Here is a 19916-nt window from a genome sequence, read left to right on the forward strand (position 1 = left end):
TCCTCGTACTGGACGTACTTGGGCTTTCGGCCGGTGCGGCGAGAGTGCGTGCCGGGCGTCGCGACGGGGCGAACGTTGCCTGCCGGGGCACTAGGTCCGAGCTGGTTCCGTGGCCGCCCCACACGGTCAGCGCATAGTCTTTCGGTTGACATCAGCAGCTGACATCAACGGCGCCGGACGCCAGCAACTCCGGGCGGTCGTAGGCATCAGTTGCAGCCTCGCAGCAGCCGACCGCTGAGGGCGTCGGATCGAACTTGTAAAGCGGCGGTCGCATCAAGGCCCGGACGGCAGTGACGGCAACGAACATGGACGACGACAACACTCGACGGCCTGCCACGGAAGCCCCGTGGATCTGCTGGTCCACGCAGTCGGGGCCTGCCCGCATCTTCTAAGCACTTGGTCAACGACTGCGGCCGCGACTGACCGGGGCCCCCGTGCCAGGTGCGTGCCAGATCATGCGGGGAACCACAGGGAAGGGCGGGGACCAGGCCGGCGGTCAGGCAGGCCGCCTCGCCACATCGACGCCCGCGCGAGCTGAGAGGCGGCGTAGCTGCGCATCGGTGGCCCTCGGGTAAAGGTGCTCTCTCGGTCGGCTGGCAGCGGGAACCGCCCGGATTGGTTTGGGCGTTTAGGCCCCATGAGCGGCGCTGTGTTCCTACGCTGGGTCGTTCGTAGCTGCGTATGTCGGGGGGCAAGTGAGTGCTGACGTTGTGCAGTTGGCGGAGCAGGCGGGGCCGTATCTGACGACCGCGGTGAGCGCCTACGGGGTGGCTGTGTTCACCCGGGCGGAGAGCGCGGCCGTGGACGCCACGGCGAACCTGGGGCGGCGCATCCTGCAGGCTGTCTGGCGCCGTCGCGGCGAGCGGGGCCGGGCAGAATTGGAGGCCGCGGTCCAGAACGCGGCCCAAGCGCCGGACGATGAGGACGCGGCAGCCGCTGTGCGCCAGCAGATCAAGCGCGCTCTGCGCGAGGACGCCGAGTTGCTGGCCGAGCTGGCCCGGATGCTGCCCGCTGCCGGTGAGACGGTGACCGTGACGGCGTCGGGTGAGCGGTCCATCGCCGCCAAGGCCATCGGCACGGCCGTCACCGGGGACAACACGACGATCAGACCATGACGGAGAGCCTTGTGCCCGGAGGTGGCGGTCCGCAGGCGACGGGTCCGCGCTCTGTGGCGGTGGGTGGTGGTGTCGGTGTGGCGATCACCGGGGACGGTGCCCAGGTGGTGATGCTGCCGGCCGAGGCCGTGCGCTGGGCCAAGGAAGTGGAGGCGCCGCCAGGAGCAGGGAATCTGCCCGGGTCCGCGTCCGGCGTCTTCGTCGGACGCCAGGACGAACTCGCCCAGCTGCGCCGGCTCCTGGCCGACGAGGGTGAGGCCGCGGTCACCCAGGCGTCCGGGACGCGGGCGATCCATGGGCTGGGCGGGATCGGCAAGAGCACGCTCGCCCTGCACTACGCCCATGCGCACCGGCGCACGTACACGCTGGTGTGGTGGATCAACGCCGCGAGCGCTGAGCAGATCATCACCAGTCTGGCCACCCTGGCCACGCGGTTGTGCCCGCAGTGGGCCGCCACCGCAGGAGTGCAGGAGCGGGCGGCGTGGGCGATCGTGTGGCTGCAGTGGCATCCCGGCTGGCTGCTCGTGTTCGACAACGTCGAAGACCCCGGCGATCTGCGCCACTACCTCGGCACGCTCCCGGACGGGCATCACCTGGCCACCAGTCGCACCGCGACCGGCTGGCACAACGTCGCCCCCACCATGCCCCTGGGCCTGCTCGACGCCGACGCGGCCGTGAACCTGCTGTGCACCCTCGCCCTCGGACCAGAGCACGCCCCCACCTCACAACAGCACCGGGATGCTGCGGCCCTTGCCGCCGAACTCGGGTACCTGCCCCTGGCGCTGGAACAGGCAGGCGCCTACCTCTTCGAGACCGGCACCTCTCTGGCCGACTACCGGGCCATGCTGGGGCAGGTCATGGACACGGCCGCGGGCGGCGTCGACCCTGAACGCACCATCGCCCGGATCTGGCGCCATACCCTGGCCGCCATCGAACGCCGCAACACCCAGGCCGTCACCCTCCTCAACGTCATGGCCTGGCTGGCAGCCGACGACATCCCCCGCACCCTGCTCGCCCCGCTCTGCCCCGACCCGCTCGCTCTCGGCGAGGCCCTGGGCGCCCTGCACACGTACAACATGATCGCCTACAGCGCCGACCGCGAGAGCATCGGCGTCCACCGCCTCGTGCAGACCGTCCTGCGCCACCGACCCGCCACCGACTCAGACGGATACCCACCCGGTCGGAAGGACGCCGAGCACCTCATCCATCAGGCCGCGCCCGACGAGGACACGGACACCCCACGGTGGGAGCGGCTCCTTCCCCACGTCGTCGCCATCGCCGACTCCGCACCGCCCTACAGCCCGGCATCGACCGAAACGGCCGACGCCTACCACGCCGCTGCACAGTACCTGTACTGGCAAGGGCGCGACGCCCATACCATCCGCCTGCGCACTGCAGCCCTCGCCCAGTACGAGCAGGTCCTCGGCGACACCCACCCCGACACCCTGACCAGCCGCAACAACCTCGCCTACGTCCGCCGAGCGGCCGCAGCTGTACAGCAGCGAAGTACAGCAACCTCAACAACCGCAGCTGACCTTCAGCAGCCTCTACCGCCGATTGACCAGCCCAACAGACCTCAATGACCGCCCAGCCGAAAGTTCGGGACGAAGAGGTCTTCCCCAGGCTGGCGACAGCCGACGGTGGAGCTCGGGCCGTCTCTGGGCCGTTCGAGGTCACCCGATGCAAACCAACAACGACAGAAGCCCACGGCAGCTGAGCAGCTCAGAGCCGTGGGCTTCGTCAGTCCCGCTAGCCAGCGAGACCCTTGATCAGTAGACCGGCAAGTCAGGCCGCACTGAGCAGGTTGTAGCCGTTAAACGCGCCGGCCTCCTCAGGGGCGATGAGAGTCGCTCACTGCCAGAAGGTGACCGCGGCTAATTGCAATGCGGAGCACGTCTCGCAATGCGCCGGTCAATTCCCTGGCCAACCGTCGCAGGTCCTCCGGGCCCTGGTCCCGGTTGTCGAGGGTGTCTGAGGCATGCTCCAGCAACTCGACAGCCGTTCCCAGTTGTACCGCTTCGATGTTGTCCGCCAAGCGGGACATATAGCCGCCCTGGTCGTCGGTGTTCAGGTAGCACGGCTTGCCTTCCGGCCCCGACCACGGGAGGAGTCGTAGTTCGTTCGGTGCCGTCATCCCTGCGTCTGCCTCTCATCGGTCACGTGGTGGGTGGTGAAGACCGCGTCGACGCGATCCCCTGGAAACGCCAGAAGGGCGGCCTCGACGACTCGCCCGGCGGTGTCGGTCGCGACGCGCGTGATCGCGAGGACTGCCTTGGAGAAGCCGGTCCGGAGGGCCGATGCTTCGTCCGGTGTTGGTGGGCGGGCGCATACCGTCTCCCGGACGGTTGCCGGCGGCGAGCCCAGAACGGCGAGTCGTAGGGCGGTCTCCTGCCAGGAGGGTGCGTCGTCCAGCACTTCGGCCGGGACCAGGTCGTGCGGGATGTAGATGCGGGCCAGTCCGCGCGGTGACTCTTCCTCGTGGCTGACGCAGAAGAACTCGGCGAGTGGACTGCCCGCCGGCACCTTGAGCAACGCCGTCAGATGGCTGTCTGCCTGAACCATGGTGGTGCGCACGGTGACACGCAGCGCCGCTTCAGCAGCGGTCCAGGGGTCCAGCGTCCCCCATCCACCGACGTACACGATCTTGCGTGGTGGGCGACGAACAAAGTTCCCCTTGCCGTGGATCTTCTCAACGAGGCCTTCGCCCTGGAGGACCGCGAGGGCGCTCCGCAGTGTCACCGTGCTGACCTTGTATCGGTCGGCGAGGCACGCCTCGGAAGGGAGACGTTCGCCGGGCTTGATGCGACCCGTTGTGATCTGCTGCCGGAGATCGTCGGCGATCTCGTGATGGCGTGAAGGCACGAACCGGATCACCGCCTTCTCAACATCCGAATGGCGGCGAGCCGGGTACGCGCGTGTATGGTCAGCGGCTCGCCTGACTCGAAGAGAAGTTGCTTGGCTCCCTGAGGGAGTTGGAAGAGGTCGCTCACCCGGCATGCTCTGCCGCCGAGTTGGATGATGTCGCCGCGCTGCACGGTGGCCGCGGTGATCTCGACGTTGGACGCCAGCGCGCCGCCAGGCGCCCAGCCGCTCATCGCCCCACCTCCGCGGGCGCGGAGTGGTGGGATGCCGAGTGACACGGGCAGGCGCACGTCTCGTAGATGACCGGTAGGTCGATCGGTGCGGAGGTCGGGGAGGACTCCGTGCAGGCCAGGTGCGTGCCGATACGGCAGGCAGCCGACTGATAGGGGACGGTCGAGGCATCGGCGATGTGGGGCTGTTGGCGAGCAGACATCAGCGGGCCCCCGCGAGGAATGACCAGGCCTCAGCGGGCAGGTGGGAAGCGACTACCACCGCATGCGACCGTACTCGTTCCTCCCAGGCCAGCACGTATGGGCGGACGAGTGCGTTCTCTTCGCCCCTGAGCGGGTGGCGGCGGTTCGCACTATCGGAAGCCCGGCCCAGGATGACCGTCGACGTGTCAGCGGACGCAGGAAGGGCGGTTGTGGCCGGTGGCCGGAAGGGCGCTAAGGGGCGGCGATGCCTGCCCTTGGGCGCGTACCGCGCTCTGGTGAGCGAGACGGCACGGCGGATACGGTTGAGCACGCTACTCAGCTCCTATCGCTGATGGCAGGTCCCCCGACATCGCCCGTCGTGGGGACCGCTTTGCGTACGACCGCCCAGAGGGTGCGGCCGTTCAGGCTGGTGGCGACGAGACCGAACCGATCGGCTTTCGCCACCGCTTCCAGGACCTCCCGCCATAAATCGGCGGAGAGCGAGTCCGGCACCTTCCGCTTCGACCGACGCGTACCGGTCGTGCTCCTCCACCCGCGCGGCGAGCCCTACGGCGGACAGCCGGGCAGCGATAGCCGCCGCGCTAACTCCCGAAGCGGGCACAGGGCAGCCTCCGTCAACCGGCAATCACGTTCAGTGAAGCTAGTGAACTAGATTAGAGCTAGTGGACTAGATTTTCCATATGCCTGAGCAGCCGCCCTATCTCCGCATCGCCGACGAACTCCGGCGACGGATCGCGGAGCACGTATGGGAGCCGGGGGACCGTCTGCCCTCCCGTGCCCAGATCGGCCAGGAGTGCGGTGTGGGCGAGAACGTGGTCCGCCGGGCGCAGGAGCTGCTGATCTCCCAAGGTGTGCTGGAGGGTCGTGCCGGATCGGGCACGTACGTTGCCGAGCCCCGGCAGCGGGTCCGGGTCGTCCGGTCGTCGGCCCGGGAGCAGCCGAGTGGATCACCGTTCCGTGCGGATATGAAGGCCGTGGGCAGACAAGGCGATTGGGAGAGTCGGACCGATGCCAAGGTTCCGGCGCCGGCGGACATCGCAGCGCGGCTTGGCATCGCCGAGGGTGACCTGTGCGTCCGGACGACGTACGAGTTCCTGGCCGACGGCAGGCCCGTGCAGCTGTCGACGAGCTGGGAGCCGTACGACCTCACCGCCGGCACTCTCGTCGTCCTCCCCGAGGGAGGGCCGCACGCCGGGGCAGGCGTCGTGAACCGCATGGCCGAGATCGGCGTCACCGTCAGCCATGCCGTGGAGCAGCCCGAGCCGAGGCAGGCGACCGCCGAGGAGGCGTCGATACTCGGCATCCAGAAGGCCGCGCTCGTCACGCACATCCGGCGGACGTACTACAGCGACCAAGGGCGGCCCGTGGAGACGGCGGACATCGTGGTGCCCGCCGCGCACTGCGAGATCGTCTACGAGATCCCGATCAACCGGTAGCCGGCGCCCTCACGGCGAGCCAATCGCCGAGCGCCGAGAAGTCGGCGTCCACGAGCCCTTGAGCCGGGTCGACGCGATGAAGCAGCGACGGCCCAGGATGTTGGGCATCGACCCACAAGCGATCCATGGCGCTGATTTCGTCGTCGACCCAGATGAACGGTCGACCGTCGGCCCACTCGACCAAGAGGCGAGTCTTCCAGTGCAGACCGCGGGGTCCGTCGTCGGCGGTGGCGTCCGGCCACTCCACCACGGGCAGCTTCGGCAGCCCCAGGCGCGGAGCGACGGCCTCGTTCGCATCCTCCATCCATGTCGTGGCCCACACGAGATGGCAGTCCAGGGCCAGGAGGCGCGATCCGATCCCGGGATCGAGCCGATCAAGCAGCGGGTTCCCCTGATCGACAGACGTCGAGGAGCCGTACGACACCCCGAACGGGATGAGCGGCCCGTCGACGTCGAGGAAGAGGATGGGGCGCTCCGCTGCGCTGGTCACAGCCGCACGATAGCCCGGCGCGGTAGCGGCGGGGACTCTGCTTCCCGGGCCGTCCCTGGGCCGTGCGAGGGCGCCCGAGGCCGCCCAACGGCAACCGACAGCGACAGACGAGCCACCGTCGCCCCGACCGAAGCCCCAGGTCAGAGCCCCCCGCCCATACGGGTTTCCGCTCAGGGGTGGCGGTCAGGCAAGATGGGGTGTATCTGCCCACTGCCAGATTTCAAGCTGCCGGACGGTTTCTCTTGGCTGAGTTCATTTACACCATGCGCAAGGCGCGCAAAGCGCACGGCGACAAGGTGATCCTCGACGACGTCACCCTGAACTTCCTGCCGGGTGCCAAGATCGGCGTCGTCGGCCCGAACGGTGCCGGTAAGTCGACCGTGCTGAAGATCATGGCGGGGCTCGAGCAGCCCTCCAACGGTGACGCGTTCCTGTCGCCCGGCTACAGCGTCGGCATCCTGCTGCAGGAGCCCCCGCTGAACGAGGAGAAGACGGTCCTGGAGAACGTCCAGGAGGGCGTCGCCGAGGTCAAGGGCAAGCTCGACCGGTTCAACGAGATCGCCGAGCAGATGGCGACCGACTACTCGGACGCGCTGCTCGAGGAGATGGGCAAGCTCCAGGAGGAGCTCGACCACGCCAATGCCTGGGACCTCGACGCCCAGCTCGAACAGGCCATGGACGCCCTCGGCTGCCCGCCCGGCGACTGGCCCGTCACCAACCTCTCCGGTGGTGAGAAGCGCCGCGTCGCGCTGTGCAAGCTGCTGCTCGAGCAGCCCGACCTGCTGCTCCTCGACGAGCCCACCAACCACCTCGACGCCGAGTCCGTGAACTGGCTGGAGCAGCACCTGGCCAAGTACGAGGGCACCGTCGTGGCGATCACCCACGACCGGTACTTCCTCGACAACGTCGCCGAGTGGATCCTTGAGCTCGACCGCGGCCGCGCCTACCCGTACGAGGGCAACTACTCCACGTACCTGGAGACCAAGGCCACCCGCCTCAAGGTCGAGGGCCAGAAGGACGCCAAGCGGCAGAAGCGCCTCAAGGAAGAGCTGGAGTGGGTCCGCTCCAACGCCAAGGGCCGTCAGGCCAAGTCCAAGGCGCGTCTGGCCCGCTACGAGGAGATGGCCGCCGAGGCCGAGAAGATGCGGAAGCTGGACTTCGAGGAGATCCAGATCCCGCCGGGCCCGCGCCTGGGCAACGTCGTCGTCGAGGTCGACAAGCTCAACAAGGCCTTCGGTGAGAAGGTCCTCGTCGAAGGCCTCAGCTTCACGCTGCCGCGCAACGGCATCGTCGGCGTCATCGGCCCGAACGGCGCCGGCAAGACCACGCTGTTCAAGATGATCCAGGGCCTGGAGACGCCGGACTCCGGCGACATCAAGGTCGGCGAGACCGTCAAGATCTCGTACGTCGACCAGGGCCGCTCCAACCTCGACCCGAAGAAGACGCTGTGGGAGGTCGTGTCCGACGGGCTCGACTACATCAACGTCGGCCAGGTCGAGATGCCGAGCCGGGCGTACGTGTCCGCGTTCGGCTTCAAGGGACCGGACCAGCAGAAGCCGACCGGTGTCCTCTCCGGTGGTGAGCGCAACCGCCTCAACCTGGCGCTCACCCTGAAGCAGGGCGGCAACCTGCTGCTCCTCGACGAGCCCACCAACGACCTCGACGTCGAGACGCTCTCCTCGCTGGAGAACGCGCTGCTGGAGTTCCCCGGCTGCGCCGTCGTCGTCTCCCACGACCGGTGGTTCCTGGACCGCGTGGCGACGCACATCCTCGCCTACGAGGGCGACTCCAAGTGGTTCTGGTTCGAGGGCAACTTCGAGTCGTACGAGAAGAACAAGATCGAGCGGCTCGGCCCGGACGCCGCCCGCCCGCACCGCGCCACCTACAAGAAGCTGACCCGGGGCTGATCTTGCGCCACATCTACCGCTGCCCGGTGCGCTGGGCGGACATGGACGCGTACGGTCACGTCAACAACGCGGTCTTCCTCACCTACCTGGAGGAGGCCCGTATCGACTTCATGTCCGGCCGGGACCCGCTGCCCGGGCAGGGGTCGGTGGTGGCGCGCCACGAGATCGACTACAAGCGGCAGTTGGTCAACCGGTCGAGGCCGGTGGAGATCGAGTTGTGGGTCACCCAGATCCGGGCGGTGTCCTTCACGGTCGCCTACGAGGTCAAGGACGCCGACCAGGTGTATGCCACCGCCTCGACGGTGATCGTGCCCTTCGACTTCGAGGAACAGCGGCCGCGCCGGATCACGAAGGAGGAACGGGAGTTCCTCCGGGAGTACATGCAGGACGCCGAGGACGCCGACGACAAGGAGGAGGCCGTCGCCGCATGACGGTGCTCCACCTCGCCGACGACACGGAGGGGGCGGATCTCGCGGCCTTTCTCTCCCGGCTGCTGCACTACGACCGTTCCGCCGCGGTGCGCCTGCAGGCGGCGGGCAAGGCGCTCGCGGTGTTCGGGCGGCCGCCCTCCTTCGAGGTGCTCGCGGTACGGGCGGTGCGGCTCGCCAAGCCGTACGAGGACGGGCTCGACCTCGCCCTCGACGTGACCGTCTCCGCCGGTGAACTCCTGGAGTCCGTGGACGAGTCGGCGGCCACGGCCGCCGTCCCGGCCTCGGTGACCGGGCCACCGTGGGCGGGTCTGCTTCCGCCGCGCGGTGGCTGGCGGCCGGAGCCGGGGCTGCCCCCGGTGGACTCCCTGCGCGCGACGGTCGCCGCGGCCGTGGCCGAATTCCGCTCCCGTACAGAGGAGTTGACTCCCGAGCGTCGGACGCGGGCCGAACTGGACCGGATCGGCGGGGAGATCTGGTCCCGGACTGTCGGGGAGACCCGTTTGCCGGTGCGGGCCGTCCACGCGGCACAGTCACTGGGCTTCCTTCGGCCCACTCGCCCCACCCGGCCCATGGTCGGGGCAGAGCGCCCGTCCTCGGACGAGACCGAGGGCCTGGCGCTGTTCTCCTCCGGCACATGGCTGCGGCTGCGGACGGCGTACGGGTCGATAGTCGTACGGCCGGCGGGGCTCGGCGCACTGGGCGTCAGCGTCCGCTGAGACTCTGATTCCCCCGTTCAGTCCTCGTCGTCGGCGTCCGGCCATACGCGATGTGGTCCGGTTCCGGTTCCAGGGCCACGCCGTCGCGCATGCCGAGGACCCGCGTGTACCCGGCGGGGAACTGGAGACGGCCCGCCCCACCGAGCATGGCGTACTCGCGGCTCACCAGCCGTTCGTCACCGGTGGCCGCGTCCACCTCGCTGCGGCGCAGGACCTCGCTGGCCACCGCCTGGACGTGCGTGACGACGACGATCGTGGTTCCCAGTGACGACCAGGGACGCGTCCGCCGCGTTGCGGGCGTCGCGCGGGGAGCGACGCAGGGCCCGCGTCACCGATGGCGCCGGAGTACGCCGTGAGCACCGCCAGCACCGCCGTGGTGTGCAGGACCGCGAACAGGACGGCGGATCCGGCGCCGAAAGACCGGAATCCGGGATCCGTCGACGGACCCGGACCCCGCCCCCGGGGCCGGATGCCCGGACCCCGGACCCCGCCCCCGGGGCCGGATGCACCGGGCCGGAGCCCGGGGCGTGGCTCAGTCGGGGGTGTTCACCATCGAAGCGGCCGCGTAGGTCAGGTAGTTCCACAGCGTGTGCTCGTGCTCCTCGGACAGGCCGAGTTCCTCGACGGCGACCCGCATGTGTTTCAGCCAGGCGTCGTGGGCCGTCCGGTCGACGGTGAAGGGCGCGTGGCGCATGCGCAGCCGGGGATGTCCGCGCCGCTCGCCGTACGTCGTCGGGCCGCCCCAGTACTGGATCAGGAACAGCCTGAGCCGCTCCTCGGCCGGGCCCAGGTCCTCCTCGGGGTACATGGCCCGAAGCTCGGGGTCCTCGGCGACTCCCTGGTAGAAACGGTGGACCAGCCGGCGGAAGGTCTCCTCTCCGCCGACCTGCTCGTAGAAGGTCTGCTCCTGCAGCGTGCCGCGCCGAATCTCTTTCACCCGTCCATCGTCTCAGACGGCCGGACGGACCTCGCGGGGCTCCGGGTGAAGGACTCCGGACTCCGGGTGAAGGGCTCCGGGCTCCGGACTCCGGGCGGAGGACCCCAGGACCGAGTCCGGGGATGCGCGCGGCGGGGTCGGTGCTCGCCTCGGGGGTGCCTTCCGCAGCACAGTGGAGTCATGGGTGCGCACGCGGTCGACAAGGGTGACGGGGACGGCGGGGACGACCGGAGGGAAGTCGGCCGGACGGACCTCGCCGGGCTCGCCGTCCTGGCCCGGGCCGCGCTGGTGCGGGAGATCGACGCGAGCGGGGCCTGGGCGTCCGACCCGGTCTGGCGGGAGTCGTTCGAGGCCGTACCGCGGCACCTGTTCGTGCCGTACTACTACGTCGTCGGCGCGGGCGGCTACGAGCGTCGTTGGGGCGAGAGCCCCGACCCGGAGGCACGGGAGCGCTGGCTGCGCGGTGCCTACGAGGACGTTCCGCTGGCCACCCGGCTGCGCGACGGGGAGCTGGTCTCCTCCAGCAGTCAGCCGTCGCTCATGGCGCGGATGCTGGCCGAACTGGGGGTGGAGGACGGCAGCCGGGTCCTGGAGATCGGCGCCGGCACCGGATACAACGCGGCACTGCTCGCCCACCGGCTCGGTGACGACGACCTGGTCACCACCGTCGACCTGGAGCCGGAGATCACCGAGTCGGCCCGCGGGCACCTGGCCGCCGCCGGTTACCGTCCCGCGGTCGTCACCCGTGACGGCGCTCGCGGGGTGCCCGAACGCGCCCCCTTCGACCGGATCATGGCCACCTGCGCACTGCCCTCGATCCCGCGCGCCTGGCTCGTCCAGTGCGCCCCGGGCGGCCGGATCCTGACGCCGATCGCCACCGGACTGGTCGCGCTGACCGTGCACGGCCCCGCGCTTGCGGAGGGCCGCTTCCTGGACACCGCCGCCTACTTCGTGCCGTTGCGCGGCGAGAGCAGGCCCGAGCTTCCGGCGCCGCGCCTGGACGGGCTGCCGCCCCGGGCCCGGGAGCACGAGCTGTTCCGCTTCCTGCTGGCCCTGACCCGCGGCCGCCTCGACGCGCAGGAGGCGTACGCCCTGTGGGAGCGGGAGGGGCGGCCGCAGCGTCGGCGCTACGGGATCGCGGTGCGCGGGGAACGCGCGTGGGCGTGGCTGGACGACCCTGACGGACCCTGGGCGTGGCCCCTGCCGGGATGACGCCGCAGGGGCTCGGCCTCCGGTCCACGGCCGGCCCTCAAGGATGCCGACCGGATCCGTTCAGGATCGTTCAGGATCCGGTCAGGAGCCCGGCCCGCGGTGGACCGTGATCGTCGTCCATGCGCCCACGTGCACCCGGTCGCCGTCCTGCAGCGGCACCGGTACGAAGGGCTGGATCGGTTCCTCGGAGCCGTTGACCGTCGTGCCGTTGGTCGAGTTCTGGTCCACCACCGCCCAGCCGCCGTCCGGCTGCTGGACCAGCACCGCGTGCTGGTGCGACACGCCCGGGTCCTCCGGCGGCACCGACAGATCGATGTCGGGGGTGTCTCCGGTGGAGTGGCGGCGGCGGCCGATGGTCACCTGGTTGCCGGTGAGCGTGCGCTGCTGCTCGGGCGAGTAGGCAGGCAGGTTCAGACCCGCGGCCTCCGGACCGGAGCGGTGCATCATCGCCATGAAGTACTCGCGGTCCGGACCGATCGTCGCCGTCCAGATCGCCGGCTGCTGCGGGAAGCCGGGGCCGGGCGGGGCCTGGGTGGCACCGGGCTGCGGGAAGCCGGGGCCGGGCGGGGCCTGGGTGGCACCGGGCTGCGGGAAGCCGGGGCCGGGCGGGGCCTGGGTGGCACCGGGCTGCGGATAGCCGTAGCCGCCGCCCTGACCGACACCCGGGCCGCCGGGACCGGCCGGACCGGCGGACGACGGCGGGGAGATCACCCAGTCGTCGTCACCGCCGAAGGACGGCCCGCCCTGCTGCGGCCGCCCGGTCTCCTGCGGGAACGCGGGCGGGGCCGGCGGTCCGGACTGCTGGAACGCCTGCGGGGCGCCCCCCGGCCCACCGGGGCCGGGCGGCGGCGGAACCCGCCGCGACGGGTCGGGACCGAAACCGGAGGGTCCGGAGGGACCGGGGTTGCCGAAACCGGGCTGCGCGGAGGGGCCCGGGTCCTGGCCGAAGGGCGGACCCGGCGGAATCGGCTCGGCGGGACGGTTCACCTGCGAGGGCCGCGAGCCCTGGTACTCGTAGGAGTCACCGGCGCCGAAGGACGGGCCGGGCGGCTGCTGGAAGCGGGCGCCCGGGCCGGGCGCCGGCGTGCGCGGCGCGGCCGGGGTGTACGAGGTCGCCGTGTTCGTCAGGAAGTTCCACCGGCACTCCTCGCAGAACGGCGCACCGCCCTCGCGGGGCGTGCGGCACTGCGGGCAGAGCTCCGGCTCCGGGTCGGGCACGGCGGACAGGTGCGGACGCCCGGCGGGGCCGCCGGGCTGACCCGGTCCTCCGGGCTGACCCGGGGCACCGGGATAGCCGCCCGGACCCGGAGCGGGCGGGAAGCCGTAGCCGCCGGCCGGGGGCGGCGGTGGGGGAGGTGGAGGTACGGCACCCGCCATGCGGTGACCGCAGACCTCGCACCAGTCGTCGGAACCCGACTGGTGTCCGTTCGGGCAGGTCGGCATGTCGGCGCTTCCCCCTCTCCTTTTCCGGCCGCTTCGACCGGATTTCTCCGACCCCGGGCGGGTCGGGCTCGCTGTGGCAAGTGTCCTGCTGCGTTACTTCTTTACACGAACAGTCTTGGTGGACCGTGTTTCGAGAGTCATCTCGTCGGCCTCCGCGACCTTTGCCTTCAGTCGCACAGTACCTGTCGCGGCATCGACCACGTCCACCACCTTCGCAAGCAGTTTCGCAGTATCCGCGTTCCCCGAGGCGCCGGCCAGCTGAACCGCCCGGCCCAGTTTGGCCGTTGCTCCATCAAAATCACCCGCTTTGCGCAGGTCGAGTCCCTGCTGGATGGCCTGGGCCAGTTCCGCCTGCCCGGTGTAGTGGGCGACCTGCGGGTTGATGGAGGTGGAGGCGGCCATGTCGTCGGTCCACACGGCCCGCACCAGGCCCTGCGCGCCCAGGTTCTCCGCCGATCCGTCGGGCTGGGGGACGACCAGGGAGACCCGCGCGGCGAGCATCTCCTGGCCGACCTCGGCCGCGGGCACCTCGACACAGACGTGGTAGTCGCGGGACTCGTCTCCCCAGGAGCCGGTGGGGTAGTCGCCGGCCCGGGGGCCGGCCTCGGTGCGGCGGTCGGTCAACTCCTCGACGGTCGGCGCGACTTGCTTGACGAACCTGATGGTCGAGCCGACCGGCGTCCACACCCGCAGGGCGACGTCCGCGACCTCCTTGCCCATCGCCGTCTCCATCATCCGTGTGAAGTCGGCGGCCAGGCCCGCCGGATCGGCGACGATGTCGGCCGTGCCGAGCAGCGCGGAGGCGATCCCTGTGACTTCTTTCACTTCCCAGTCGGTGCCCACGCCGCGGGCGTCACACGTGAAGCGGCCCGCGCAGGCCTCCATCGAGGCCTTGAGGGCCTCCGGCGCCTCGTGCTCGTTGCGGCCGTCGGTGAGCAGGATGCCGTGCCGGATCGCGACGTCCGCCGACGACAGCAGGCGGTCGGCGAGGCGCAGCCAGGTGCCGATGGCCGTGCCGCCGCCCGCACTCAGCTTGCGCAGTGCCTGCTTGGCCTGGTCGCGGGTGGTGGCGTCGGCGACCGCGAGACGGCCGCCCCCCGGATAGACCTCGGTGGCCACATGGGTGCCGCCGACGACCGCGAAGTGCACGCCGTCGCGCAGGGTGTCGATCGCGGCGGCCGTGGCGTCCCGGGCGTTGCGCATCTTGGTCGGCGGGTAGTCCATCGAACCCGAGCAGTCGACCATGAGCGCCACCGCCGCGGACGGGCCCCGCCCGGGCGTGTACAGCTGGGGTGCCGCGACCGCGCTGCCGATCGTGCCGCCGCCGGTCGCGGTCACCGTGACGATCGCGTTGACCTCGCGGCCGCCCTCCGGCAGGTACTCGTTCTGGTAGACGTCCACCGAGAACTGCGGCACGTTCGGCTTCGAGAAAATGGCCATGCCCTTCGGATCCCCCCTCAGGTCCCCCGCGAGCGGGAGCGACGACTGTGAACGGACCGGTCCCCTCCGGCCCCTTGGAGCTTCCCCGTGGCGAGGGTTGCACCGGGATGCCGTCCTGCCCCCGGCGTGCGCCCTCAGGCCGATCCTGCCCCCTGCGGCGGGGCCGGGAACGGCACGACGGCCACTGTTACGTTGTCGTGGCCCCCGCCGTCCAGGGCGTGGCCGACCAGCACCCGGGCGCTGTGCAGGGGGCGTACGGCGGCGTCCAGGGGAACGGCCTCCGCCATCTCCTCGGCCGTCTCCGCGTAGTTCCACAGCCCGTCCGTGCACACCACCACCACTCCCGGCCGGTCCGGCTTGAAGGAAGCGGTGTGCGGCTCCAGTTCGTAGGCGTCCGCGCCGAGCCAGCCGGTGATCGCGTGGGCGCGCTCGTCGGCGTACGCCTCCGCCTGGCTCATCAGGCCGGCGGCGACCATCTGCGCCGCCCAGGAGTCGTCCTCGGTGAGCCGGGCCGGGGGCGAGGCGCGGTCCACCGGCACCCAGTAGGCGCGGCTGTCGCCGACCCAGCCGACGACGAGCAGCCCGGGGGTGACCACCGCGCCGACGATCGTGCAGGCCGGAGCGTTCTGCTGCGGGGCGTGCTCGCGGGCCGCCGCGGGCTCCTCGGCGAGCGCGTTGACCGCGTGCGCGGCGGCGACGATCGCGTCGTGCATGGCCTGCTGCGGGTGCGTGCCGCCGGGCAGCGCGGCCAGCAGGCAGTCGTTCGCCGCCCGGGAGGCCGCCAGGGACGCGTCGTCTGGGCGGGTCGCGGAGGAGACGCCGTCGCAGACGACCGCGACGGTCGCCACCGAGCCGTCGGGCAGCGCGGTGAAGCCGACGGCGAAGGCGTCCTCGTTGCGGTGGTGGCGCAGGCCCCGGTCGCTGACCGCGGCCACCGGCCCCGTCTCCTGCTCCATGTGGTCGCGTTCGCGCGGCTGCGCGTGCCCGCAGTTCTCGCAGTAGCCGTCGTCGTCGACCCGGCCCACCCGGCAGGCCACGCACATCTGGACGCTCCCGGCCGCAGCGGCGGAGTCGGCGGAGTCGGCGGCGTCCGCGGCCACGCGCGGGTCCGGCGCCTGCAGCGGGTACTCGTCGGGCTCCGGCGGACGGTCGAAGCGCACGCCCGAGGCCGGAGACACCGGAGAGCCGGTGAACGGCGGCTGCGCGGACTGCTGCGGGTGCGGGGCGGGCGACGGCAGCGGGCCACCGCCCGAGTCCGTGCCCGCCAGGTCCGTCGGCAGGTGCAGCCGCGCCGGGGTGTCGGAGCCGTCCGGCTGCGGCGCCACGGGCCAGCCGCCGCCCTCCGCTGCCTCGGGCGGCGCGGCCGGAGGCGGCACCGCGCCGTTCATGGTGATCGTCGGAGTGTCGTGCGGCGGTGCGGCGGCCGTGGACAGGTCGAACCCGCACGCGCCGCAGAAACGGTCACCCGACTCAAGCGGCTCCTCGCAGCTCGGGCACTTCGACAGGGCGGCCTGCTGAGGCATCTGCGACATCAACTACACCCACGTCCGGGGGCGGTAACGGTTGGCACGTTCCACCAGGTCGATCCTCTCCTCACCGCCGGGCGCCAGCCGGGCCAGCGTGCGGTACGAACGCTCCAGGCCGAAGCGGAGTCCCCGCTCGTCCAGTTCGCTGCCGAGCAGCACCCGCCGGGCGGCCGGGTCGGAGGCCTGGCCACCGGAGAGTACCCAGTCCAGGGCACAGCCGAGGACTTCCGCCGACAACTGCTCGCGCCGTGCGGGGTCCAGACCGTACGCCTCCAGCGCCTCCACCTGCCCGGCAGCCGCGGTCAGATCCTCCAGGAACGGCGTGTCAGCGGCGGCCGCGGTACGTTGACGCTGCCGCAGCCGCGCCCGCACCGCTGCCACCCGCGCGGCCGTGTAGTGGATGGAGGACTCCGGAACCGACTCCAGGGTCCGTACCGCCCCGTGCCGGTCGCCGGTGGCGAGCTGCACCCGGGCCAGCCCGAAGGCGGCGCTCACATGGCTCGGGTCGGTCGACCACACCAGGCGGTAGTACTCGGCGGCGTTGTCGAGCTGGCCGAGGACCTCCGCGCACAGACCGAGCGCCAGCTTCGGCGCGACCTCGCCCGGGAAGGCGTCGTAGATCGCGTCGAAGGCCAGGGCCGCCCCCTCGTGGTCGCCGGTGACCAGCGAGGCCAGGCCGCGGTACCAGACGACCCGCCAGTCGTCGGGGTCCTGCTCCTCCAGCTTGCCCAGGGCGTCGAGCGCGGTGGCCGGTTCGCCGGTCTGCAGCCAGGCGCGGACCTGGCGCAGCCGGGTCTCCGTGGACGGCGCCGGCGCGGCCGCCAGCGCGGTGATCAGCTCGCCGGGCCCGGACGTCAGCAGACCCGCCAGGAAACCGGCGTTGGGGTCGGCGGGGTCGACGTGGGGCACGGGCAGGGCCAGGGACGTGGCCGGGGCGCCGACGGGCTTGACGATGCCCGGGGTGCCCGTGCCCTCGGCCGTCGCGTGCACGGCTCCGCCCGCCGGCAGCCCGGCACCCGGTGTGCCGGCCGGTGGTGCCGGGGTACGACCACGGCTGGGCACCGCTCTCGCCCCCAGCCGCGACACATCCCCGTCCAGCCTGGGGAACAACTCCGTGTCCGTGACCTTCAGTTCGGGCCCGAACAGCGTCGACAGGGCGGGGCGGGCGTGGCCCGTCTGCAGCGAGACGACCTCCCGCAGCACGCCCGTGAGCTGCTCCGACATCTCCTGCGCGGAGGCGAACCGGCGCGCCGGATCCGGGTCGGTGGCCCGCACCAGCAGGCGGTAGAACGACTCGTACCGGCGGAACACCTCGATGTGGTCGGGGTCGGGCAGCGAGTCCGCGAAGACGTTCGTGTAGCCCTGGAAGTCGAAGGTCAGGACGGCGAGCGTACGGCCGACCGTGTACAGGTCGCTCGCCACCGAGGGGCCGACCTCCGCGACCTCCGGCGCCTGGTAGCCGACCGTGCCGTAGATGGCCGACTCGTCGTCGTCCATCCGGCGCACCGCGCCCATGTCGATCAGCTTGAGCTGGTCCTCGGTCTGGATCGCGTTGTCGACCTTGAAGTCGCAGTACAGCAGGTTGCGGCTGTGCAGATGGCCGAGGGCCTCGAGCGCCTCGATGCCGTAGGCGCACGCCTGCTCCACCGGCAGCGGGTCCCGTCTGCCGTCCTGTGCGCGGCGGGAGTTGGCGATCTCCTTGAGGGACTTGCCGCCGACGTACTCCATGACGATGTAGCCGTCGAGGGAGCCGGTGCGCTGGTCGAGATGCTCGACGAAGTTGTAGATCCGCACGATGTTGGCGTGCTCGATCTCCGCGAGGAAGCGCCGCTCGGAGATCGCGGCCGCCATCGCGTCCTGGTCGCCGGTGTCGAGCAGCCCCTTGAGCACCACCCAGCGGTCGGACACGGCCCGGTCCACGGCGAGGTATATCCAGCCCAGGCCGCCGTGCGCCAGACAGCCCACCACCTCGTACTGGCCGTGCACGATGTCACCGGCCTTCAGCTTCGGCACGAACGAGTACGGGTGGCCGCACTTGGTGCAGAAACCCTCCGTGCGGCCGGGCCGGTCCCCGCGGGCGCGCCCGACCGGCGCGCCGCAGTCCGAGCGCGAGCAGAACCGCTTCCGCTCCGGGACCTCGGGGTTCTCCAGCACCATGGAGCGCGGGTCGGGACGCGGCACCTGCGGCACCTGCACCAGACCGGCGCCCAGCCGGCTGCGGCCCGAGGAACCGGTGGTCGAGCCGGAGCTTCGCACCGACACCGAACGGCTGCTGGTCCGACCCGACAGGGAGCGCGAGAGCCGCCCCGACACCGAGCGGCGCGACTTCGAGGACTGGGACGAGGTACGGGAACTGCGCGCACTGGAGCTGCCGCTGCCCGCCGAACCGCGTGAGCGGCCGCCGGTGACTCCGGTGGGCGGCGAGCCCACCATGCCGTTCGCCGACACCACCGGTGCGAGGCCGCACGTGTCGCAGTACAGCTCGCCGCCGCCCACGTCCTCGTACGTGCCCTCGCAGCCCGGGCGCTGACAGCTCTGCCCCGCCTGGCTCATCACACTGCATCCCTCCTGACGCTCACGCGTCGGGCCCCCTACGGTCCTCGTACCCGCTCTGCCCGGGTACGCGCGGACTGCCGAGCAGCTCGGCGGCCGCCTGCTGGTAGCGCAGTACGGCCTGTTCGGCCACCCGCAGGTCGCAGGGCGCGCTCCACAGCATGCGGCGCGCCGTGTCGTACCGCTCGACCAGCAGCGAGTCCTCCGCCAGGCCGTGCCGTGCCACCTTCGCCTTGTACGCGTCGAGGCGGCCGCGCAGCTCGGCGCGGACCGCCAGCGGCGCGGTGACCGCGGTCAACGACTCGCGGGCCCGCAGCAGTTCGTCCTCCGCCTTCTGCTCCAGCGACTCCAGGAGCGGGGACAGCCGGTGCCACTGGGCCTGCCTGCGGTACTCGGCGGCCGTCGCCAGCTGTTCCTGCAGGGCGGTCGGCGGGCCGCTGACCACCGGCACCTCGGTGGCGGCGATCTTGGCCAGGACCTCGCCGCGCGCGGTGCGCGCCTCGGCGAGCGTGCGGTCCGCGCGGGAGAGCACGTCCCGCAGCTTGATCAGCCGCTGCTCGGCGTCCTGCCGGACCGAGAGCACGGCGTCGATCTCCCGGCGCACCTCCTCCAGGGCCTGCGCCTCACGGTCGTACACCGTGGTGTCCGGCCTGCCGCCGCCCGGCGCCGAACTGCCCTGCGCGGGGACCCAGAAGGCGAGCGGGTCGCAGACCACCTGCTCACGCAGCTTCGTCAGGCTGCGCGTGATGCGCTCCAGGTCGTCGCCCGCCGGGTGCTCACCGGGACGGACACCGACCGGGTGCGCCAGCCGGCGGGTGCGCTGGAGCTCCGCGGCCAGTAAATCGATCCGGGCGGGCAGCGCCGACCAGACGGCGTCGGCGGCGACGACCATGTCCAGCGAGCGCGCGTACAGCTCGTTCATCCGGTCGACCAGCGCCGCCAGCGAGAAACGCTCGCTGAGCCTGCCCGAACCGCCGTGCAGCGTCGACGCGTTGGCCGTGGCGGAGGCCGTCGCCGCGCCCGCGACGGTGACGGCCTCGCCGCGCAGCAGCTCGGTCAGCTCCACCAGGTCCTCGCGGCTGGACCAGCGGCGGCGGGCACGGATCTCACGGGCGGTGCGCAGCGCGCCGGTGTACGCGTCGAAGTACGCCCACAGCAGCGTGATCGACGCCTCCGTCGCATCCCAGCGCTCCTTGGTGAGGCCGGTCAGCTCGGCGCCTTCCAGCAGCCTGCGGCCCGCGTGGTCCTGCAGGGCGAGCAGCGAGGTCTCGATGGCCTCGTGCTCCGCGCCGAGCCGCGCCAGCGCACGGTCCACCTCGTCCCGGTCCATTACCGGCCCGGCGGGGTCCGTGACGCCCATCGATCACCTCTCGCTGCTGTGTTGGTCCGTCGGTCGTACGTCGGTCGGTGGCGG

The 19916-nt window shown here is 71.4% G+C and carries 18 protein-coding genes and 2 pseudogenes; 7 read left to right on the plus strand and 13 right to left on the minus strand.

The window, feature by feature from the left end; all coding sequences use genetic code 11:
• Positions 1-151: 151 nt before the first annotated feature.
• Positions 152-364: a hypothetical protein gene (locus AB0A61_RS30960; RefSeq protein WP_361299512.1), complete on the minus strand. Its 213-nt coding sequence runs from the start codon at positions 362-364 to the stop codon at positions 152-154.
• A 331-nt stretch (positions 365-695) separates the two neighbouring features.
• Here AB0A61_RS30960 and AB0A61_RS30965 point away from each other — a divergent pair, with 331 nt between their 5' ends.
• Complete coding sequence (locus tag AB0A61_RS30965; protein WP_361299515.1) at positions 696-1115, plus strand: hypothetical protein; 420 nt, start codon at positions 696-698, stop codon at positions 1113-1115.
• Positions 1112-2698, plus strand: a complete 1587-nt coding sequence (locus AB0A61_RS30970) for a tetratricopeptide repeat protein (protein ID WP_361299518.1) — start codon at positions 1112-1114, stop codon at positions 2696-2698. Before AB0A61_RS30965 ends, AB0A61_RS30970 begins: the two co-directional genes overlap by 4 nt.
• 248 nt (positions 2699-2946) lie before the next feature.
• Here AB0A61_RS30970 and AB0A61_RS30975 read toward each other — a convergent pair whose 3' ends face one another.
• The 4 genes and pseudogenes from AB0A61_RS30975 to AB0A61_RS30990 all read right to left on the minus strand — a co-directional run bounded on the left by AB0A61_RS30975 (position 2947) and on the right by AB0A61_RS30990 (position 5012).
• Positions 2947-3249, minus strand: coding sequence for a hypothetical protein (locus AB0A61_RS30975; RefSeq protein WP_361299521.1), 303 nt, complete (start codon positions 3247-3249; stop codon positions 2947-2949).
• Entirely contained in the window at positions 3246-3989 is a 744-nt protein-coding gene (locus AB0A61_RS30980) for a GntR family transcriptional regulator (protein ID WP_361299524.1), read from the minus strand. The genes AB0A61_RS30975 and AB0A61_RS30980 overlap by 4 nt, the downstream gene beginning before the upstream one ends.
• On the minus strand, positions 3986-4210 hold the full coding sequence (locus AB0A61_RS30985; protein ID WP_361299527.1) for a hypothetical protein: 225 nt from the start codon (positions 4208-4210) through the stop codon (positions 3986-3988). Before AB0A61_RS30985 ends, AB0A61_RS30980 begins: the two co-directional genes overlap by 4 nt.
• A 516-nt stretch (positions 4211-4726) precedes the next feature.
• A pseudogene (locus AB0A61_RS30990) lies at positions 4727-5012 on the minus strand (hypothetical protein).
• Positions 5013-5091: 79 nt separating this feature from the next.
• Between AB0A61_RS30990 and AB0A61_RS30995 the strand changes: the two are divergent.
• Complete coding sequence (locus AB0A61_RS30995; RefSeq protein ID WP_361299530.1) at positions 5092-5847, plus strand: GntR family transcriptional regulator; 756 nt, start codon at positions 5092-5094, stop codon at positions 5845-5847.
• On the opposite strand, the gene AB0A61_RS31000 is transcribed toward AB0A61_RS30995, so the two are convergent.
• Positions 5837-6337, minus strand: coding sequence for an HAD domain-containing protein (locus tag AB0A61_RS31000; RefSeq protein ID WP_361299533.1), 501 nt, complete (start codon positions 6335-6337; stop codon positions 5837-5839). The genes AB0A61_RS30995 and AB0A61_RS31000 overlap by 11 nt on opposite strands.
• A 242-nt stretch (positions 6338-6579) precedes the next feature.
• On the opposite strand from AB0A61_RS31000, the gene ettA reads away from it, so the two are divergent.
• Genes ettA through AB0A61_RS31015 form a run of 3 tightly spaced genes read left to right on the plus strand, consistent with a single transcriptional unit; the run spans position 6580 to position 9391 of the window.
• Positions 6580-8244, plus strand: a complete 1665-nt coding sequence (gene ettA / locus AB0A61_RS31005) for an energy-dependent translational throttle protein EttA (protein ID WP_361299536.1) — start codon at positions 6580-6582, stop codon at positions 8242-8244.
• 2 nt (positions 8245-8246) lie between these two features.
• Positions 8247-8675: a thioesterase family protein gene (locus AB0A61_RS31010; RefSeq protein WP_361299539.1), complete on the plus strand. Its 429-nt coding sequence runs from the start codon at positions 8247-8249 to the stop codon at positions 8673-8675.
• A complete protein-coding gene (locus AB0A61_RS31015; protein ID WP_361299542.1) occupies positions 8672-9391 on the plus strand; it encodes a hypothetical protein in 720 nt (239 codons plus the stop codon). The genes AB0A61_RS31010 and AB0A61_RS31015 overlap by 4 nt, the downstream gene beginning before the upstream one ends.
• Here the strand turns inward: AB0A61_RS31015 and AB0A61_RS31020 are convergent.
• Both AB0A61_RS31020 and AB0A61_RS31025 read right to left on the minus strand, forming a co-directional pair.
• Positions 9378-9656 (minus strand): annotated as a pseudogene (locus AB0A61_RS31020) (ABC transporter ATP-binding protein); the annotation flags it as partial. The gene AB0A61_RS31015 and the pseudogene AB0A61_RS31020 sit on opposite strands and share 14 nt — an antisense overlap.
• 267 nt (positions 9657-9923) lie before the next feature.
• Positions 9924-10328 (minus strand): globin, encoded by a 405-nt coding sequence (locus AB0A61_RS31025; RefSeq protein ID WP_361299545.1) that lies wholly within the window; start codon positions 10326-10328, stop codon positions 9924-9926.
• 180 nt (positions 10329-10508) lie between these two features.
• Here AB0A61_RS31025 and AB0A61_RS31030 point away from each other — a divergent pair, with 180 nt between their 5' ends.
• Positions 10509-11540, plus strand: a complete 1032-nt coding sequence (locus tag AB0A61_RS31030) for a methyltransferase domain-containing protein (protein WP_361299548.1) — start codon at positions 10509-10511, stop codon at positions 11538-11540.
• 81 nt (positions 11541-11621) lie between these two features.
• Here the strand turns inward: AB0A61_RS31030 and AB0A61_RS31035 are convergent, their stop codons facing one another.
• From AB0A61_RS31035 to AB0A61_RS31055, 5 genes are all read right to left on the minus strand, one after another.
• The gene (locus AB0A61_RS31035; RefSeq protein WP_361299551.1) at positions 11622-12983 is read right to left on the minus strand and encodes an FHA domain-containing protein; all 1362 of its coding nucleotides are present in this window, start codon (positions 12981-12983) and stop codon (positions 11622-11624) included.
• Positions 12984-13076: 93 nt separating this feature from the next.
• Positions 13077-14423 (minus strand): VWA domain-containing protein, encoded by a 1347-nt coding sequence (locus tag AB0A61_RS31040; RefSeq protein ID WP_361299554.1) that lies wholly within the window; start codon positions 14421-14423, stop codon positions 13077-13079.
• 134 nt (positions 14424-14557) lie between these two features.
• Positions 14558-15958 (minus strand): protein phosphatase 2C domain-containing protein, encoded by a 1401-nt coding sequence (locus AB0A61_RS31045; protein ID WP_361299557.1) that lies wholly within the window; start codon positions 15956-15958, stop codon positions 14558-14560.
• The gene (locus AB0A61_RS31050) at positions 15959-18502 is read right to left on the minus strand and encodes a tetratricopeptide repeat protein (RefSeq protein ID WP_361299560.1); all 2544 of its coding nucleotides are present in this window, start codon (positions 18500-18502) and stop codon (positions 15959-15961) included.
• A gap of 22 nt (positions 18503-18524) precedes the next feature.
• Positions 18525-19862, minus strand: coding sequence for a hypothetical protein (locus tag AB0A61_RS31055; RefSeq protein ID WP_361299563.1), 1338 nt, complete (start codon positions 19860-19862; stop codon positions 18525-18527).
• Between the last annotated feature and the right edge of the window lie 54 nt (positions 19863-19916).

It is taken from the genome of Streptomyces sp. NPDC046197, from assembly GCF_040646295.1.
Taxonomy (GTDB): Bacteria; Actinomycetota; Actinomycetes; order Streptomycetales; family Streptomycetaceae; genus Streptomyces.

What these genes read in the sequence shown, in the direction of transcription:
- AB0A61_RS30970 (WP_361299518.1), top strand. Translation starts at nt 1,112, where the DNA reads ATGACGGAGAGCCTTGTGCCCGGAGGTGGCGGTCCGCAGGCGACGGGT.
- AB0A61_RS30975 (WP_361299521.1), bottom strand. Translation starts at nt 3,249, where the DNA reads ATGACGGCACCGAACGAACTACGACTCCTCCCGTGGTCGGGGCCGGAA.
- AB0A61_RS30985 (WP_361299527.1), bottom strand. Translation starts at nt 4,210, where the DNA reads ATGAGCGGCTGGGCGCCTGGCGGCGCGCTGGCGTCCAACGTCGAGATC.
- AB0A61_RS30995 (WP_361299530.1), top strand. Translation starts at nt 5,092, where the DNA reads ATGCCTGAGCAGCCGCCCTATCTCCGCATCGCCGACGAACTCCGGCGA.
- AB0A61_RS31015 (WP_361299542.1), top strand. Translation starts at nt 8,672, where the DNA reads ATGACGGTGCTCCACCTCGCCGACGACACGGAGGGGGCGGATCTCGCG.
- AB0A61_RS31030 (WP_361299548.1), top strand. Translation starts at nt 10,509, where the DNA reads ATGGGTGCGCACGCGGTCGACAAGGGTGACGGGGACGGCGGGGACGAC.
- AB0A61_RS31035 (WP_361299551.1), bottom strand. Translation starts at nt 12,983, where the DNA reads ATGCCGACCTGCCCGAACGGACACCAGTCGGGTTCCGACGACTGGTGC.
- AB0A61_RS31040 (WP_361299554.1), bottom strand. Translation starts at nt 14,423, where the DNA reads ATGGCCATTTTCTCGAAGCCGAACGTGCCGCAGTTCTCGGTGGACGTC.
- AB0A61_RS31050 (WP_361299560.1), bottom strand. Translation starts at nt 18,502, where the DNA reads ATGAGCCAGGCGGGGCAGAGCTGTCAGCGCCCGGGCTGCGAGGGCACG.
- AB0A61_RS31055 (WP_361299563.1), bottom strand. Translation starts at nt 19,862, where the DNA reads ATGGGCGTCACGGACCCCGCCGGGCCGGTAATGGACCGGGACGAGGTG.